The sequence below is a fragment of the Streptomyces aurantiacus JA 4570 genome, assembly GCF_000414115.1.
In the GTDB taxonomy this organism is placed as follows: domain Bacteria; phylum Actinomycetota; class Actinomycetes; order Streptomycetales; family Streptomycetaceae; genus Streptomyces; species Streptomyces aurantiacus_A.
The window spans coordinates 1-14,661 of the sequence record NZ_AOPZ01000128.1 but is presented as its reverse complement, the minus strand read 5'-3'; the positions used below and the strand labels follow the sequence as shown (position 1 = coordinate 14,661).

14 protein-coding genes and 1 pseudogene are annotated in these 14,661 nt (G+C 72.4%); 8 read left to right on the top strand and 7 right to left on the bottom strand.

Annotated features, from left to right (window positions below; all coding sequences use genetic code 11):
* Positions 1–27 precede the first annotated feature (27 nt).
* The 7 genes from STRAU_RS14835 to STRAU_RS14805 form a co-directional block, all read right to left on the bottom strand.
* Positions 28–777: a hypothetical protein gene (locus tag STRAU_RS14835; RefSeq protein ID WP_016641143.1), complete on the bottom strand. Its 750-nt coding sequence runs from the start codon at positions 775–777 to the stop codon at positions 28–30.
* On the bottom strand, positions 774–1,112 hold the full coding sequence (locus STRAU_RS14830; RefSeq protein WP_016641142.1) for a PadR family transcriptional regulator: 339 nt from the start codon (positions 1,110–1,112) through the stop codon (positions 774–776). Before STRAU_RS14830 ends, STRAU_RS14835 begins: the two co-directional genes overlap by 4 nt.
* Positions 1,109–1,843, bottom strand: a complete 735-nt coding sequence (locus tag STRAU_RS14825; protein ID WP_016641141.1) for a CPBP family glutamic-type intramembrane protease — start codon at positions 1,841–1,843, stop codon at positions 1,109–1,111. Before STRAU_RS14825 ends, STRAU_RS14830 begins: the two co-directional genes overlap by 4 nt.
* Before the next feature lie 80 nt (positions 1,844–1,923).
* Positions 1,924–2,523, bottom strand: coding sequence for a TIGR03086 family metal-binding protein (locus STRAU_RS14820; protein ID WP_016641140.1), 600 nt, complete (start codon positions 2,521–2,523; stop codon positions 1,924–1,926).
* Between the two features lie 150 nt (positions 2,524–2,673).
* Positions 2,674–4,065 carry a S28 family serine protease gene (locus STRAU_RS14815; protein ID WP_016641139.1) on the bottom strand — a complete coding sequence of 464 codons (1,392 nt, stop codon included), beginning with the start codon at positions 4,063–4,065 and terminating at the stop codon, positions 2,674–2,676.
* Between the two features lie 102 nt (positions 4,066–4,167).
* Positions 4,168–5,334, bottom strand: a complete 1,167-nt coding sequence (locus STRAU_RS14810; RefSeq protein ID WP_016641138.1) for a hypothetical protein — start codon at positions 5,332–5,334, stop codon at positions 4,168–4,170.
* Positions 5,331–6,272, bottom strand: coding sequence for a 5-dehydro-4-deoxyglucarate dehydratase (locus tag STRAU_RS14805; RefSeq protein WP_016641137.1), 942 nt, complete (start codon positions 6,270–6,272; stop codon positions 5,331–5,333). The genes STRAU_RS14810 and STRAU_RS14805 overlap by 4 nt, the downstream gene beginning before the upstream one ends.
* A gap of 213 nt (positions 6,273–6,485) precedes the next feature.
* On the opposite strand from STRAU_RS14805, the gene STRAU_RS14800 reads away from it, so the two are divergent.
* The 8 genes and pseudogenes from STRAU_RS14800 to STRAU_RS14765 all read left to right on the top strand — a co-directional run.
* Positions 6,486–7,304, top strand: a complete 819-nt coding sequence (locus tag STRAU_RS14800; RefSeq protein ID WP_037659499.1) for an NAD-dependent epimerase/dehydratase family protein — start codon at positions 6,486–6,488, stop codon at positions 7,302–7,304.
* Positions 7,305–7,404: 100 nt separating this feature from the next.
* On the top strand, positions 7,405–8,637 hold the full coding sequence (locus tag STRAU_RS14795; protein ID WP_016641135.1) for an alpha/beta hydrolase family protein: 1,233 nt from the start codon (positions 7,405–7,407) through the stop codon (positions 8,635–8,637).
* Positions 8,638–8,891: 254 nt separating this feature from the next.
* Positions 8,892–9,653, top strand: a complete 762-nt coding sequence (locus STRAU_RS14790; RefSeq protein WP_016641134.1) for a DeoR/GlpR family DNA-binding transcription regulator — start codon at positions 8,892–8,894, stop codon at positions 9,651–9,653.
* 115 nt (positions 9,654–9,768) lie between these two features.
* Positions 9,769–11,139, top strand: a complete 1,371-nt coding sequence (locus STRAU_RS14785) for an ABC transporter substrate-binding protein (protein ID WP_016641133.1) — start codon at positions 9,769–9,771, stop codon at positions 11,137–11,139.
* Positions 11,136–12,089 (top strand): carbohydrate ABC transporter permease, encoded by a 954-nt coding sequence (locus STRAU_RS14780; RefSeq protein WP_016641132.1) that lies wholly within the window; start codon positions 11,136–11,138, stop codon positions 12,087–12,089. The genes STRAU_RS14785 and STRAU_RS14780 overlap by 4 nt, the downstream gene beginning before the upstream one ends.
* On the top strand, positions 12,086–12,946 hold the full coding sequence (locus STRAU_RS14775; RefSeq protein WP_016641130.1) for a carbohydrate ABC transporter permease: 861 nt from the start codon (positions 12,086–12,088) through the stop codon (positions 12,944–12,946). Before STRAU_RS14780 ends, STRAU_RS14775 begins: the two co-directional genes overlap by 4 nt.
* A pseudogene (locus tag STRAU_RS14770) lies at positions 12,943–13,934 on the top strand (zinc-dependent alcohol dehydrogenase family protein). The gene STRAU_RS14775 and the pseudogene STRAU_RS14770 overlap by 4 nt, the downstream one beginning before the upstream one ends.
* Positions 13,935–14,078: 144 nt before the next feature.
* Positions 14,079–14,661, top strand: a 583-nt coding sequence (locus STRAU_RS14765; protein WP_162473222.1) for a TerD family protein, incomplete at its 3' end; no start/stop codon positions are given.

The following is a 14,661-nucleotide window of genomic DNA, read 5'->3' as shown; positions in this document are numbered from 1 at the left end:
ACCCTTAAAGGCAGCCCAGGCCGACGGTCAGGTTCCAGGGCGGCGGTCACGCAGCAAGCGGGTGGCCAGGTATGCGGCCAGCGGTACCGTGGCGCCGGCCAGGAGGCCCGTACTGAAGCCCAGGCCGGACGTCGCGTCGTCGGCGCGGAGCGCGGCGGTGACGCCGGACGCCGTCAGGGCGGCTGTGGCCAGGGCGAGGAAGGCGTAGAAGCGGCGGCTCAGGAAGGTGTGGCGGGAGGGGGCCGCCGGTACGGCGGACAGTTCCGCGGCGGGGCCCAGGCTCGCCGCCCGCGGCCGCTTGAACCACGCGTACACCACCCAGTTCCCGCACGCCTCCCACCCGTCCGGCGCGAGCCGCCCGTCGAGCCCCTCACGCCCCCGCGTGACCAACTCCCGCCGGTACTCCCACCGCTGCGGCCGAGCGAGGTCCCGCCGGCACACGAACCGGCCCAGCGCGTCGACCCGCTCCACCTCCCAGCCCTCGTCCCCGAAGCGCCCGAGCAGCTCCTCGTCGACGAAGGTGTCGGCGGTCCACCGCCAGGTCTCGACGCCCGGTTCGGCGGCCGGGACGGAGGCCGAGGCCGCGGCCGCCTCCCTCTTCCCGGACCTCGGCGCCAGCTCCCGCGCGAACTCCTCGACCGGCCCGAACTCCTCCTCCGGGACACCCCCGCACTCCGCGAGGTGCGCCCCGAGGTCCGCCACGGTCACCCGCACGTGCTCCGCGGGCAGCCCGAGCTCCCGCAGCCGCGCGCCCAGGTCCTCCAGGTACACGTTCATCGCACTCCCGCCCTCGCCAGCACCTCACGTACCGACCCGTCGAAGGCCAGCCACAACTCCCCCTGCTCGGACAGCACTTCGCGCCCCTCGGCGGTCAGGGAGTAGTAGCGGCGGCCCGGCCCCTTCTCCGTGGCCCGGAACTCCGCGGCGACCAGGTCCGCCTCCTCCAGACGGTTCAGGACGGGGTACAGCGTGCCGCCCTTGATCTGCCCGAAGCCTGCCGCGCCGAGCCGCTTGGCGATCTCGTAGCCGTAGCTCTCGCCGTCGGTGAGGGACGCGAGGACGAGCAGGTCGAGGACGCCCTTGAACCAGCTCGCGCGCCGGTCGGCACTCACGCCGTGCCGCCCTGCGCCCGCGGGAGTTCGGGCGCGGGGATCAGCAGGTCCCGCACGGTGAGCATGGCGTGCACGGCGACCGGCAGGATCAGGCTGCCCGTGGCCAGGTAGAGGCCGGTGAGCAGCGTCCCGAAGAGAGCGAAGACCAGTACGCCGGAGCCGCCCTGGTACCACCCGGCGAGCGCGTACACGGCGAGCGCCAGCGCCGCGGCCACATGGACGTCGAGCCCCAGGGCGCCGACGCCGAACGCGATGAGCAGGCCCCGGTACACCAGCTCCGAGCAGAGGCTGTCGGTGACGGCCGCCGCCATCGCGAGGCGGCGCTCCGCCGTGGTGCGCGGCAGCATCGCCTCGATGGCCGCGCGGCCCGGGATGTGCTTGCCCTCCCTGGCCATCTCGCGGAAGGCGCGCCCGGACACGACGGCGACGACCGCGAACAGCAGGACGGCCCCGATCACGTACAGCGGATCCTCCGGCGCCGCGAGGCCGAAGTCCGCGGCGGTGGCGCCGGGCGAGAGCAGCAGGGCGGCGACGGCGAGCGCCGCGAAGGCCCACCAGAGGGTGATGGAGAGGGTGAAGTAGCGCACGAGCGCCCGGGGCTGGGTGGCTCTGCGGCGCGCGAGCGAGGCGTACATCCGGCGGCCGAGCCACGGCTCGACGAGCAGCAGATAGCCGCCGAGCGCACCCGCGATGGCCGCGCCGGGCATGGAGAAGTCCGGCGAGATGGTCATGAGAGGCCCCCCTAGGCATGCGGAACTACCTAGACCGTAGAGCGACCTAGTTAGGAATGCAACCTAGGTGGGGGCGGTAGTCAAGGCCGCCAGTTGCGGTCCCTGCCGCTCAGCGCCACCACCTTGTCCAGGAGCGGGGCGTCATCGGCGACCGGCAGCGGCGGCCCGAACAGCGTGCCCCGCGCCTCGGGTGACTCCCCGGCCGTGGCGGACACCATCGCGTACGAGACGCCGAGGCTCGCCTCGTCCGGGGCGTACTCCTGCCCGGTGGCGCGGGCCAGGTCCCAGCCGTGCACGACGAGTTCGTTGAAAGCGACCATGCCCGCGATGTCGCCGGTGAGGTCGACGCCGCCCGCCCGGGTCTCGCCGGTCCACGCCGCCGGGTCCCGCCACACCTCGGCGAGCTCGTCGAGCAGGCGCGGGAGCCGCTCGCGCCAGTCCGCGGGCAGGTCCGGCACGACGCTCGACGGGTCCGTGTCCGTGGTCGGCCCGAGCCGCTTGCGCCCGGCGTCGGCGAAGGCGCCGACGAGGTGGACGACATGGCCGAGCAGATCGCGTACCGCGTAGTCGGGGCAGGGGGTGGGGCCGTCGAGCCGGTCGTCCTTGACGGCCTCGGCGACACGCGCCACGAGCCGCGTCTGGGGTCCGAAGTCGGGCAGCTCGCTCGGGTTGTCCGGCATGGGGGTCTCCTTCGTCCGGGTACGGGGACGGCCGGGCCCGGCCGTCCCCGGGCCCCCGCATGTGCGGGGGCCCGTACACAGAGGACTCCCGCGGCGTCGGGAAATCATCGCCGTCGGGTGGAGCATCCGGGTGAGCGAGCTATCGGGTCGTCACTTCACGTCCGCCCAGCGCTTGATGGTCGCGATGGCCTGCGACCGCTGCGGCTCCGGCAGCTTGGCGATCGTCGCGCCGTGGTTGGCGCCCGGGACCTCGTAGAGGTGGGAGTCGCGGTGGCTCGGCGTGAACCGCTCGGCGCTCCACGGGTCGTTCTCGCCGTAGACGAACATCATGCGCTGACCTCGGGTCTTCACCCAGCGGTCGACGTCGGCGATGGTGCTGTTGTCGTACGAGCCGCGCATGGCGGGCGGCAGCACCGAGTTCGGCTGGTAGATGTCCGGGTGGTGGCGGACGCCCTTGAGGTGCTTGAACTTCAGGTCGGCCCAGCCGAGTTGGGTGGCGGCCTGGCGGTAGTAGGGGCCGGTGCCGTTGGCGCCGAGTTCGGCGTCGTGGTAGACGCTCAGGCCGTGCTTCGTCGACCAGTCGTACAGCTCGTCATCGGTGGCCTTCTTGGCGTCGGGCACCGTCGGGCAGTCGTCGGCGGTGCCCGACTGCCAGAAGTTCCACACCTGGTCGAGGACCGCGAACTCGTAGGCCCGGTCGGTGCTGCCGAGCGTCTCGTGGAAGGTCTGGCCCTTCGCCTTCGCGTCCGCCTCGAACTTGGGCAGGAGCGCGTCGCGGCGCGCCAGCATCTCGCGCTGCACGGCGTTCAGGGCGGTGCGGCACTCCTTGGTGCCGACGGTCCGGAAGAACCGCTCGTAGCCGCTGTCGTCCCGGTTGTTCGCGTCGTTGGGCGCCACGAACGCGACGACCGCGTCCAGGTCCTCGGGGTAGAAGCGCTCGTGGTACGTGGCGGTCATGCCGCCCTTGCTGCCGCCCGTGCCGAGCCACTTGCCCTTCTCGACGGTGCGCAGCGCCCGGGTGATGCGGTGCTCGTCGGCCGCCTCCTGCTGGACGGTGAGCTTGGTCCAGTCGCGGCCCGCGGCGCCGGAGGGGCGGGACTGCTCGAAGTAGCGGTGTTCCAGGCTGACTTGATTGGCGTCGATCAGCTTGGTGAGGGCCGTGGTGTTCTGGGCCAGGGTGTAGCCGCCGGTGTAGAGGACCGTGGGCTTGTCGGTGGCCTTGTGCCAGAGCGAGAGGCGCTGGGTGAAGGTCTGCCCGTGCGGGCGCCGGTGGTCGACGGGCTGACGGTAGGTCAGGGAGTAGAGGGGGTGGCCCTCCTTGTCCGTGACGGAGACGACCGTCATGCCCGGGATGTTCTCTAGCTGTTCGCGGATGTCGGCGGCGTTCGGCACGTGGTTCCCGGCGGCCGCGGATGGGCGGGCCTCGGCCGCGCCGGGCGGGTGGGGGCCGGTCTGCGCGGCCGCGGGCGCGGTGGTCGCGAGCACCGCGGCGCCCGCCGTGAGGCCGGCGCAGACCAGCGCGGATATCCCCTTGTTGCGCACCTTGTCTCCTCTGAGTCCTGCCGCGGGGGCGTGGGTCGTGCCCCGGGAGCGGCGTGTGGTGCGCGGATCGTAGCCGTTGCCTGCGGCTCGGCGACAGGGGTGTCAGCCGCCGCCCGACAGGGCCTTCCCGATCAGGGCGAGGTCGTCGCCCGAGGCCAACCCGGCGTGGTAGAGCCGCAGTTCAGTGGCGCCGGACCGAGCCGCGTGCCGGGCGTCGGCGGCGAGCGTCGCGGGGCTGCCGCCCATGCCCGCGACCACCGTGAGGTTGGCGGCGAGGACGGTGCGTTCCCCGGCGTGCGCGGCGAACGGCTCAAGGAGGTCCGGGCCGCCGGTGCAGGGCACGACGACGCCGTCGGCCACGGCCAGGATGTGGCGCGGGTCCGCTCCGGCGTTCGCGCCGCAGTGGTACGTCACCGGGTCGGCGTGCAGGAGCACTTGGAAGCCGTCGGGGGCCGCCGCACGCACGGCGCCGACCGCGGCCTCCTGGAGCGCGCGGGCGTTCTCCTCCCGCCAGGCCCGGGTGGCCGCCGCGGTCTCCGCGCCGAGGAGTTTCTCGACGCCCGCCCAGCCGGGCGTGGTGGCCGCGCCCCGCCACACCGGGTCGAGCGCGCGGCGCACGGCGGCCGCCAGCTCGTCCGGGTCGTGGCCGCAGCGGGCGTATCCGGCGCGGCAGTCGGCGCAGAAGCACAGCGACATCAGGTACTGGCCCGCCTCGCCCAGGCCGACGCCCGCGATCTTGTCGTGGGCGTGCAGGTGCGCGAGCCCGTACCAGCCGCACGACTCCAGCTCGGTGCCGCCCGCGCCGGGCCTGGCGGCGGCCTCCGCGGCGAGGTCGGTCAGGTGGGCGCGGGTGGCGGGCTGCGCGATGCAGGGCGCCCACGGGTACCGGTCGCCGTAGGCGTTCACGACGGATGTGCCCGGATGCTCGGCGCCCATACGGGAGTTGTGGGCGAGGACCACCCAGGAGTGCACGTCGAGCCCGGCCGCGGCGAGCGCCTCGGCGGCCTCGCCGTAGGCGTCGCCGGGGGCCCAGTCCCCCGCCGGGTACGGGCGCAGGGCGCGGCCCTGCCAGCGGTCGTCGGGCGCGTACAGGACGGCGGCGTGCTCGGCGGTGACGACGCGGTGGCGCGGGTGGCGGGGGGTGAGGGCGCGGGTGGAGTGGTAGGCGGCGGCGAGCGTCACCTGCGCCACGCCGAGGTCGGCGATCCGGGCGGGGGCGTCCGGGTCGCCGATGACGTCCCACGGGTAGAGGAACGCGGACGCCTTCACACGCCCTCCCGCAGCAGCGCCCGGCCGCGCTCGATGAGTTCGGCGAGCCGCTTGAGGTGGTCGTCGGACGGCTCGTGCAGCGGCGGCCGCACCCCGCCCACGTCGAGCCCCGCGAGCCGCACGCCCGCCTTGACCAGCGAGACCGCGTAGCCGCGGCCCTCCATGCGCAGCTCGACGAAGGGCCGGTAGAAGCCGTCGACGAGCCGCTCGGCGGTCTCGTCGTCGCCGGAGTTCAGCGCCTTGTGGAAGGCAAGCGCGAGGTCGGGCGCGAAGCAGAAGACGGCCGACGAGTAGAGGCTCACGCCGATGCCGCGGTAGGCGAGGCCGGTGAGTTCGGCGGTGGGCAGGCCGTTGAAGTAGAGGAACTCGCCCGGGACTTCGGTGCGTACGGCGCTGACGATGCGCTGCATCAGGTCGAGGTCGCCGAGGCCGTCCTTGAAGCCGATGATCCCGTCCGCGCGGGCGAGTTCGACGACCGTCTCGGGGGTGAACACGGCGTTGTCGCGCTGGTAGACGACGACGTCGAGCGAGGTGGCCGCGGCGAGTTCGGTGTAGTGCCGGATCAGGCCCTCCTGCGCCGCGAGAACGAGGTACGGCGGCATGGCGAGCAGCCCGTCGGCGCCCGCCTCCTCGGCGAGCTTTGCGTACCGCACGGCGAGCGCGGTGCCGTACCCGGCGCCGGCGACCACCGGGACGCGGCCCGCGGTCTCCTCGACGGCGGCCGCGACGAGCCGCTGGAACTCCTCGGGGGTGAGCGCGTGGAACTCGCCGGTGCCGCAGCAGGCGAACACCGCGGCCGCGCCCGCCTCCACGCCCGCGCGCACGTGCGTACGGAACGTCTCGATGCCGACGGAGCCGTCGGCCCCGTACGGAGTGACGGGGAAGAACAGCGGCCCGCTGGGAACGCGGAGCCGAGAGGCGAGAGGGGCTGACGTCACGGGCGCTCCCTAAGCGTGCACGTTTCTGATTCATGTCCATATCCCTGAACACGCCCACGCTAGGGCGCCTCGCGGGGCCGGTCAAGCGGGCAAACCCGCAACTCAGGAGCGGATTCGGCGAGTCCGCGCCGCACTTGACGCCGGAGGGCGGCGCTCCCTAGCGTGTCCACGAATGTGAATCTCATACATGAACGCGTACGAGGAGATCACCGTATGCCCGCTCCCCGCACAGTCCTGCTGACCGGCGCGGCCGGCGGCCTCGGCACCCTGATGCGGGGACTTCTGCCCGCGTACGGCTACGACCTCAGGCTGCTCGACCTGCGCCCCATCGAGGGCGCCGCCGGCGAGCCGGGCGCCCTCACGGTGGACCTCGCCGACCGGGACGCCCTGCGCGAGGCGGTGCGCGGCGTCGACGCGGTCCTCCATCTCGCCGGGATCTCCCTGGAGTCCACGTTCGACAAGATCCTCAAGGCGAACATCGAGGGGACGTACCACCTCTACGAGGCGGTGCGCGAGGAGGGCGTCCCGCGCGTCGTCTTCGCCTCCTCCAACCACGCGGTGGGCTTCACGCCGCGGCCGGTGGGCGACGACCCGCTGATCCCCGTCGACACGCCGCGCCGGCCCGACACCTTCTACGGCCTGTCGAAGTCCTTCGGCGAGGACCTGGCGCAGTTCTACTGGGACAAGCACGGCGTCGAGACGGTGTCCGTGCGGATCGGCTCCTGCTTCCTGGAGCCCTCCAGCGTCCGGATGCTGTCGGTGTGGATGTCGCCCGGCGACGGGGCACGCCTCTTCCACGCGGCCCTCACCGCGCCGGACGTCGGGCACACCGTGGTGTACGGCTCGTCGGCCAACACCCGGCTGTGGTGGGACCTGTCGTCGGCGCGGGCGCTCGGCTACGAACCCAGGGACGACTCCGAGCAGTTCGCGGAGAAGCTGATCGCCGAGCACGGCGAGCTGGACCCCGAGAACCCCGACCACGCCCACCTGGGCGGCCACTTCTGCACGAATCCGCCAGTGTGGCCGTATTGACCTCCTCCTTGGAGTTGACGGTTCCGTCCGCCTGCGGGCGCGTACGGGTCAGCCCGCGGGGCGACGTGCACCGCCCTGCCGCTGGCTAGCGTGAGCTGTCATGACGATGACGACGACCCGAACGGCCCTGCGGGGGCGGGCGGTTGCCCCCGTGCTCGCGCTGGCACTCGCGCTGCCGGTGGCGGCCGCGGCCACCGCGCAGGCCGCGCCCGCCGCCTCTGCCACCTCCGCCTCTGCCTCCGCCCCCGCGGCCGCCTCCGTCGACGCGCCCGCGGCCCGGCCCGAACTCCCCCGCCCCACCGGCCCGTTCGCGGTCGGGCGCGACACCCTGCACCTGGTCGACAAGAGCCGCAAGGACCCCTGGGTGCCCTCGGCGGGGGCGCGGGAGCTGATGGCGTCGATGTACTACCCGGCACGCGGGGCGGGTGGGCGGCCCACCGCGTACACGTCCGAGAAGGCGGCCCGGGAGCTGTTGGCGTACTACGAACTCGACGGGCGGGTCCCGGCCGACGGCTACAGCTCCACCCGCACCCACGCCCGCACCGGGGCGCACCCGGCGCGGGGCACGTTCCCCCTCGTCGTGCTCTCGCCGGGCTTCACGGCGCCGCGCTCGACGCTGACGCACCTGGCCGAGGACCTGGCGAGCCGGGGGTACGTGGTCGCGACGGTCGACCACGCCTACGAGGCAAGCGGCGCGGAGTTCAGCGGCGGGCGCGTGCTGCCCTGCGTCGGCTGCGAGGAGGGCGTGGGCGACTCGGGTCCGCGGATCACCGAGGGCCGGGCCAGGGATCTGTCGTACGTCCTGGACCGGCTCATCGGCGGCAAGGCCGGCAAGGCCGGCAAGGCGGCTTGGCGGTACTCGGGCATGATCGACGCCAAGCGGATCGGGATGGGCGGCCACTCCATCGGCGGCGCCGCGACAGCCACCCTGATGGGCACCGACGGACGGGTGCGGGCGGGCATGAACATGGACGGCGGCTTCCACATCGTCCCCAAGGGTCTCAAGCGCCCCTTCCTGCTCCTCGGCACCGAGTCCACCACCCGGCCGGACGGCCCCTACAACTGGGCCGAGGTGTGGCCCGGCCTCCAGGGCTGGAAGCGCTGGCTGACCGTGGCCGGGTCCGGGCACTACACGTTCACCGACGTGCCGGTCGTCCTCGGCCAACTCGGTGTGGACGAGGACCCCGAGGCACCGATCTCCGGCGAGCGCGCCGAACAGATCACCCGCGCCTACATCGGCGCGTACTTCGACCGGCATCTGCGCGGCGTCGGACAGCCGCTGCTCGACGGGCCCACACCCGCCCACCCGGAGGTCGGCTTCCACCGGCCCTGACGAGAACCCGGCGGCACGACCGTCGATTTCCGGCCGCCCGGCGCCCAACCGGGCGGCAAACGGGCACCGCGGGCCGGTCAACGGGCACATGATCGGCCCGCCCCGCAGGCAGTCGCCCCGGCAAGCGGGCGGATGCGGGCATCATCGGGCCCGTCGCGCGCCTGGTCAGCCCCTCCCCCGCGCTGTAGAACTTCCCCACAGGCCCGAACGGGCAGCGAAGTGGAACTGAAGTCTCCGGGGAAGAGGTGGCGCCCATGACGGCGGAGGAACGTCAGCGGCAGATCGTGCGCGCGGCCCGCCGCTCCGGGTCCGTCGACGTCACCGTCCTCGCGGCCGAGCTCGGCGTCGCCAAGGAGACCGTGCGCCGCGATCTGCGCGCCCTGGAGGACCACGGCCTGGTCCGGCGCACCCACGGCGGCGCCTATCCGGTGGAGAGCGCCGGCTTCGAGACCACGCTCGCCTTCCGCACGACGATGCACGTGCCCGAGAAGCGCCGGATCGCGGCCGCCGCGGCCGAGCAGCTCGGCGACGCCGAGACCGTCTTCATCGACGAGGGCTTCACCCCGCAGCTCATCGCCGAGGCCCTGCCCAAGAACCGGCCGCTGACCGTGGTCACCGCCTCGCTCGCGACCGCGGGCGTGCTCACCGAGGCGGAGCACGTCACCGTGCTGCTGCTCGGCGGGCGGGTCCGGGCCGGGACCCTGGCCACCGTCGACCACTGGACGACCCGCATGCTCGCGGGCTTCGTCATCGACCTGGCGTACATCGGCGCCAACGGCATCTCCCGCGAACACGGCCTCACCACCCCCGACCCCGCCGTCAGCGAGGTGAAGGCGCAGGCCATCCGGGCCTCACGGCGCACCGTGTTCGCGGGCGTGCACACCAAGTTCGGGGCGAGCAGCTTCTGCCGGTTCGCGGGCGTGGGCGATCTGGAGTGCATCGTCACCAGCGCGCAGCTGCCCGCCTCCGAGGCGCACCGCTACTCCTTGCAGGGGCCGCAGGTCGTCCGGGCCTGACCCGAGGCCGTCCGCACCGGCTCCCGGCGCGCTCCCAGTGCGCCCCTCCGCGCCCCCACCTGCCCACTGATGCCCACTGATGCCCCAATTACCCCTATTCGTCCAGGAGCGATTCATGCGAACCCAGAGCCGACGGAGGCCGCGGCGGCTGCTCGCCGCGACCGCCGCAGGGACGCTGCTCGCCCCGCTGCTCTCCGGCTGCTGGGCCGGGGCGGGCGGGACCGGTTCCGGCGGCGACTCCATCAACGTACTGATGGTGAACAACCCGCAGATGGTGGAGTTGCAGAAGCTCACCGCCGACCACTTCACCGAGAAGACCGGCATCAAGGTGAACTTCACCGTGCTGCCCGAGAACGACGTCCGCGACAAGATCAGCCAGGACTTCGCCAACCAGGCGGGCCAGTACGACGTGGCGACGCTCAGCAACTACGAGATCCCCATCTACGCCAAGAACGGCTGGCTGCGCGAGCTGGGCCCCTACACGCGCAAGGACCGCGCGTTCGACCAGCGCGACATCCTGCCGCCGATGCGCCAGTCCCTGACCGGTGAGGACGGCAAGCTCTACGGGGAGCCCTTCTACGGAGAGTCGTCCTTCCTGATGTACCGCAAGGACGTCTTCGAGAAGGAGGGCCTGACCATGCCGGAGAAGCCCACCTGGCGCCAGGTCGCGGACCTCGCCGCCAAGGTGGACGGCGCGCAGAAGGGCATGAAGGGCATCTGCCTGCGCGGCCTGCCCGGCTGGGGCGAGGTGATGGCGCCGCTGACGACCGTCGTCAACACCTTCGGAGGCACCTGGTTCGACAAGGACTGGAAGGCCCGCCTGGACTCCCCCGAGTTCGAGAAGGCGACCCGCTTCTACGTGGACCTCGTGCGCGAGCACGGCGAGTCCGGAGCGGCCCAGTCCGGGTACGCGGAGTGCCTGAACAACCTCACCCAGGGCAAGACCGCCATGTGGTACGACGCCACGGCCGCGGCCGGCTCCCTGGAGGCCGCCAAGTCCCCGGTCAAGGGCAAGATCGGCTACGTACCCGCGCCGGTGGAGAAGACGGAGAGCTCCGGCTGGCTCTACACCTGGGCGTGGGGCCTGCAGAAGTCCTCGCGGAACCCCGACAAGGCGTGGAAGTTCATCTCCTGGGCGTCCAGCAAGGAGTACGAGGAACTGGTCGGCGAGAAGACCGGCTGGTCCAACGTGCCCGCGGGCAAGCGCGCGTCGACGTACGACAACCCGCGGTACCGCGAGGAGGCGGCCGCCTTCCAGGGCGTCATGCGCGCCGCGATCTCCGATGCCCGCCCGCGCGACCCGGGCGTACAGCCCCGGCCCGCGCCCGGCATCCAGTTCGTCGGCATCCCCGAGTTCACCGACCTCGGCACCCGCGTCTCCCAGGAGATCAGCGCGGCCATCGCCGGACGCCAGTCCGTCGAGTCGGCCCTGAAGAAGTCCCAGAAGCTCGCCGAGAAGATCTCCGAGGAGTACGAGGGACGATGACCGCCACGACCAGCACCGCCGTCGCGCCCGCGCGCGTGCCCGCGCCCGCCCCCCGGCGCCCCTCCGGGCGGCTGCGCGCCTGGGCCACCCGCGCGCCCCTGCTGCCCGCCCTGATCTTCATGATCGCCGTGACCCAACTCCCGTTCGTGGCCACGCTGGTGATCTCCTTCTTCGACTGGAACGCCCTCTACCCGGACGCCCGCAGCTTCACCGGGTTCGCCAACTACGAAGAGGTCCTCACGGACGCCGACCTGCGCAAGTCCGTGTGGACGACGATCGTCCTGACGGCGACGGTCGTCCTCGCGAGCCTCGTCATCGGCCTCGGCCTCGCGCTGCTGCTCGACCGGAAGTTCCGCGGCCGGGGCGTGGTGCGGACCCTGCTCATCGCCCCCTTCCTGCTGGTGCCGGTGGCCGCGGCGCTGCTGTGGAAGCACGTGCTCTACAACCCCGAGTACGGCCTCTTCAACGGCGTCCTGCACTGGGTCGGCGGCGACGGCGCCACCCAGCCGGACTGGATATCCAACACCCCACTGCTCGCCATCGAGCTGTCCCTGATCTGGCAGTGGACGCCGTTCATGATGCTGATCCTGCTCGCCGGGCTGCAGAGCCGCGACACCGAACTCATCGAGGCGGCCCGCATGGACGGCGCGAGCAACTGGCAGGTCTTCCGCCACCTCACACTGCCGCACCTGCGCCGCTACCTCGAACTGGGCGCCCTGCTCGGCTCGATCTACATCGTGCAGAACTTCGACGCGGTCTTCACGATCACATCCGGGGGCCTCGGCACCGCGAACCTGCCCTACACCGTCTACCAGAGCTTCTACCAGGCCCACGAGAACGGCCTGGCGTCCGCCGCCGGTGTGCTCGTCGTCATCGGCTCCCTCATCATCGCGACCTTCGCGCTGCGCGTGGTGTCGTCCCTCTTCCGTGAGGAGGTGTCCCGCGCATGAGCACCGACGTGCGGAGCGTACGGGCCATACGAAGCCTGCGGGCCAGGGGAATCGGCCTCGGGCTCGCGGCCTGGCTGGCCGGGCTCCTGTTCTTCCTGCCCATCGCCTGGATGGCGCTGACGTCCTTCCACTCGGAGGAGGACGCGGCGACCAACCCGCCCTCGGTCGCGGCGTCCCTCACCCTCGACGGCTACCGGGAGTTCTTCGGCGCGGGCGGCGGCGCGAGCCCCTGGCCCTCGCTCATCAACTCCTTCGTGGCGTCGACGGCGTCGACCCTCCTCGTCCTCGTCCTGGCCCTCCCGGCGGCGTACGCCCTCTCGATCCGCCCGGTGAAGAAGTGGACGGACGTCCTCTTCTTCTTCCTGTCCACGAAGATGCTGCCGGTCGTGGCGGGCCTGTTGCCCATCTATCTCTTCGCGAAGAACACCGACTTCCTCGACAACATCTGGCTCCTGGTCATCCTCTATACGTCGATGAACCTGCCGATCGCCGTCTGGATGATGCAGTCGTTCCTCTCCGAGGTGCCGGTCGCGATCATCGAGGCCGCGCAGATCGACGGCGCCCGCCTGCCGACGATCCTCACCCGCGTGGTGGCGCCGATCGCGCTTCCCGGAATCGCGGCCACTTCGCTCATCTGCTTCATCTTCAGCTGGAACGAACTGCTCTTCGCCCGAGTCCTGACGGGGGTGGTCGCGCAGACGGCCCCCGTCTTCCTGACCGGCTTCATCACCAGCCAGGGCCTGTTCCTGGCCAAGGTGTGCGCCGCGTCGCTCGTCATCTCCCTGCCGGTGCTCGCCGCGGGGTTCGCCGCCCAGGACAAGCTGGTCCAGGGCCTGTCGTTGGGAGCCGTCAAGTGAAAGCCGCCATCATCGAGTCCGTCGGCAAGGCCGTGGTCGGCGAGGTGCCCGACCCCACGCCCGGGCCGCGCGACGTGGTCGTCGAAGTCGCCGCGTGCGGGCTGTGCGGGACCGATCTGCACATCCTGCAGGGCGAGTTCGCGCCGACCCTGCCGGTGGTGCCGGGGCACGAGTTCGCCGGCGAAGTCGTCGGCGTGGGCAGCGCGGTCACGGAGCTGTCGGTCGGCGACCGGGTGGCCGTGGACCCCTCCCTGTACTGCTACGAGTGCCGCTACTGCCGCGACGGCCACAACAACCTCTGCGAGCGGTGGGCCGCGATCGGCGTGACCACGGCGGGCGGCGCCGCGCAGTACGCGGTGGCGCCGGCCGCCAACTGCGTGCGGCTGCCCGAGCACGTGCGCACCCAGGACGCCGCCCTCATCGAGCCGCTGTCCTGCGCGGTGCGCGGCTACGACGTGCTGTGCGCACCCGGCTCGGCGCGCACGTCCTCATCTACGGCTCCGGGACCATGGGCCTGATGATGCTGGAGCTCGCCAAGCGCACCGGTGCCGCGAGCGTCGACGTCGTCGACCTCAACCCGGAGCGGCTTGCCACCGCCGCGCGGCTCGGCGTCACCGGTACCGGCGCCAGCGCCGACGCGCTCGACCGCCCCCAGGGCTGGGACGTCGTCGTCGACGCCACCGGCAACGCGGCCGCGATCCAGGACGGGCTCGGGCGGGTCGCCAAGGCGGGCACGTTCCTCCAGTTCGGCGTCGCCGACTACGCCACGCGCGTCACCATCGATCCCTACCGGATCTACAACCAGGAGATCACCATCACGGGGTCCATGGCCGTCCTCCACAGCTACGAGCGGGCCGCGGAGCTGTTCGCCGCGGGGGTACTCGACCCGGACGTCTTCATCAGCGACCGGGTGCCGCTCGCGCAGTACCCCGAGGCGTTGGGGAAGTTCGCGGCGGGGGTGGGGCGCAAGATCGTGGTGGTGCCGTAGGGGGCCCTGCGGGGCTTTCCCCAGTCCCGCCCACCCAGTTACGGGAAGGGGCGGGATTGGGGAGCCCCCCGGCAAGGCCCACCCACCCGCAGAAAAACACCGAGGTAAGGGAACGGCAAAGTCCCCCCGCTCGTTACCTCAGGCATGACAGCTATGACCCCCGGCTCGAACATCCCGCTGACCGCGGCCCGCGTGGCGGTGGACGTCACCGCCCCCGTGCGGCTCGACGTATCGGGCCTGCTGCTCACCGCCGACGGCAAGGTGCGCTCAGACGACGACTTCATCTTCTACAACCAGCCCACGGGCCCAGGCGTGACGCACCGCTCCGGCGGCGGCACGTCTCCGGACGCGATCACGGTGGACACGACATCCGTCCCGCCCGGCATCGAGAAGATCGTCGTGACGGCGAGCCCGGACGCGGCAGGACAGTCCTTCCAGGGCGTCGAGCCCACGGCCACGATCCGCAACGCGGACGACGGCTCGGTCCTCGCCACCTTCACCCCGCCCCAGCTCGGCACGGAGACGGCCCTCGTCATCGTCGAGATCTATCTGCGCAACGGCGCCTGGAAGGCCCGCGCGGTCGGCCAGGGGTACGCGAACGGCCTCGCGGGCATCGCGACGGACTTCGGCGTGACCGTCGAGGAGCCCGCCCCGGCTCCGGCCCCCGCCCAGCCCGCGGCCCCCCTGGCACCCCCGACCGGCCCCCCGGTCCAGGCCCCGCCCCCGC

Bases quoted from the DNA above. Each gene is read 5' to 3' on its own strand.
- STRAU_RS14835 (WP_016641143.1), bottom strand. From the start codon at position 777: ATGAACGTGTACCTGGAGGACCTGGGCGCGCGGCTGCGGGAGCTCGGG.
- STRAU_RS14825 (WP_016641141.1), bottom strand. From the start codon at position 1,843: ATGACCATCTCGCCGGACTTCTCCATGCCCGGCGCGGCCATCGCGGGT.
- STRAU_RS14820 (WP_016641140.1), bottom strand. From the start codon at position 2,523: ATGCCGGACAACCCGAGCGAGCTGCCCGACTTCGGACCCCAGACGCGG.
- STRAU_RS14800 (WP_037659499.1), top strand. From the start codon at position 6,486: ATGCCCGCTCCCCGCACAGTCCTGCTGACCGGCGCGGCCGGCGGCCTC.
- STRAU_RS14795 (WP_016641135.1), top strand. From the start codon at position 7,405: ATGACGATGACGACGACCCGAACGGCCCTGCGGGGGCGGGCGGTTGCC.
- STRAU_RS14790 (WP_016641134.1), top strand. From the start codon at position 8,892: ATGACGGCGGAGGAACGTCAGCGGCAGATCGTGCGCGCGGCCCGCCGC.
- STRAU_RS14785 (WP_016641133.1), top strand. From the start codon at position 9,769: ATGCGAACCCAGAGCCGACGGAGGCCGCGGCGGCTGCTCGCCGCGACC.
- STRAU_RS14780 (WP_016641132.1), top strand. From the start codon at position 11,136: ATGACCGCCACGACCAGCACCGCCGTCGCGCCCGCGCGCGTGCCCGCG.
- STRAU_RS14775 (WP_016641130.1), top strand. From the start codon at position 12,086: ATGAGCACCGACGTGCGGAGCGTACGGGCCATACGAAGCCTGCGGGCC.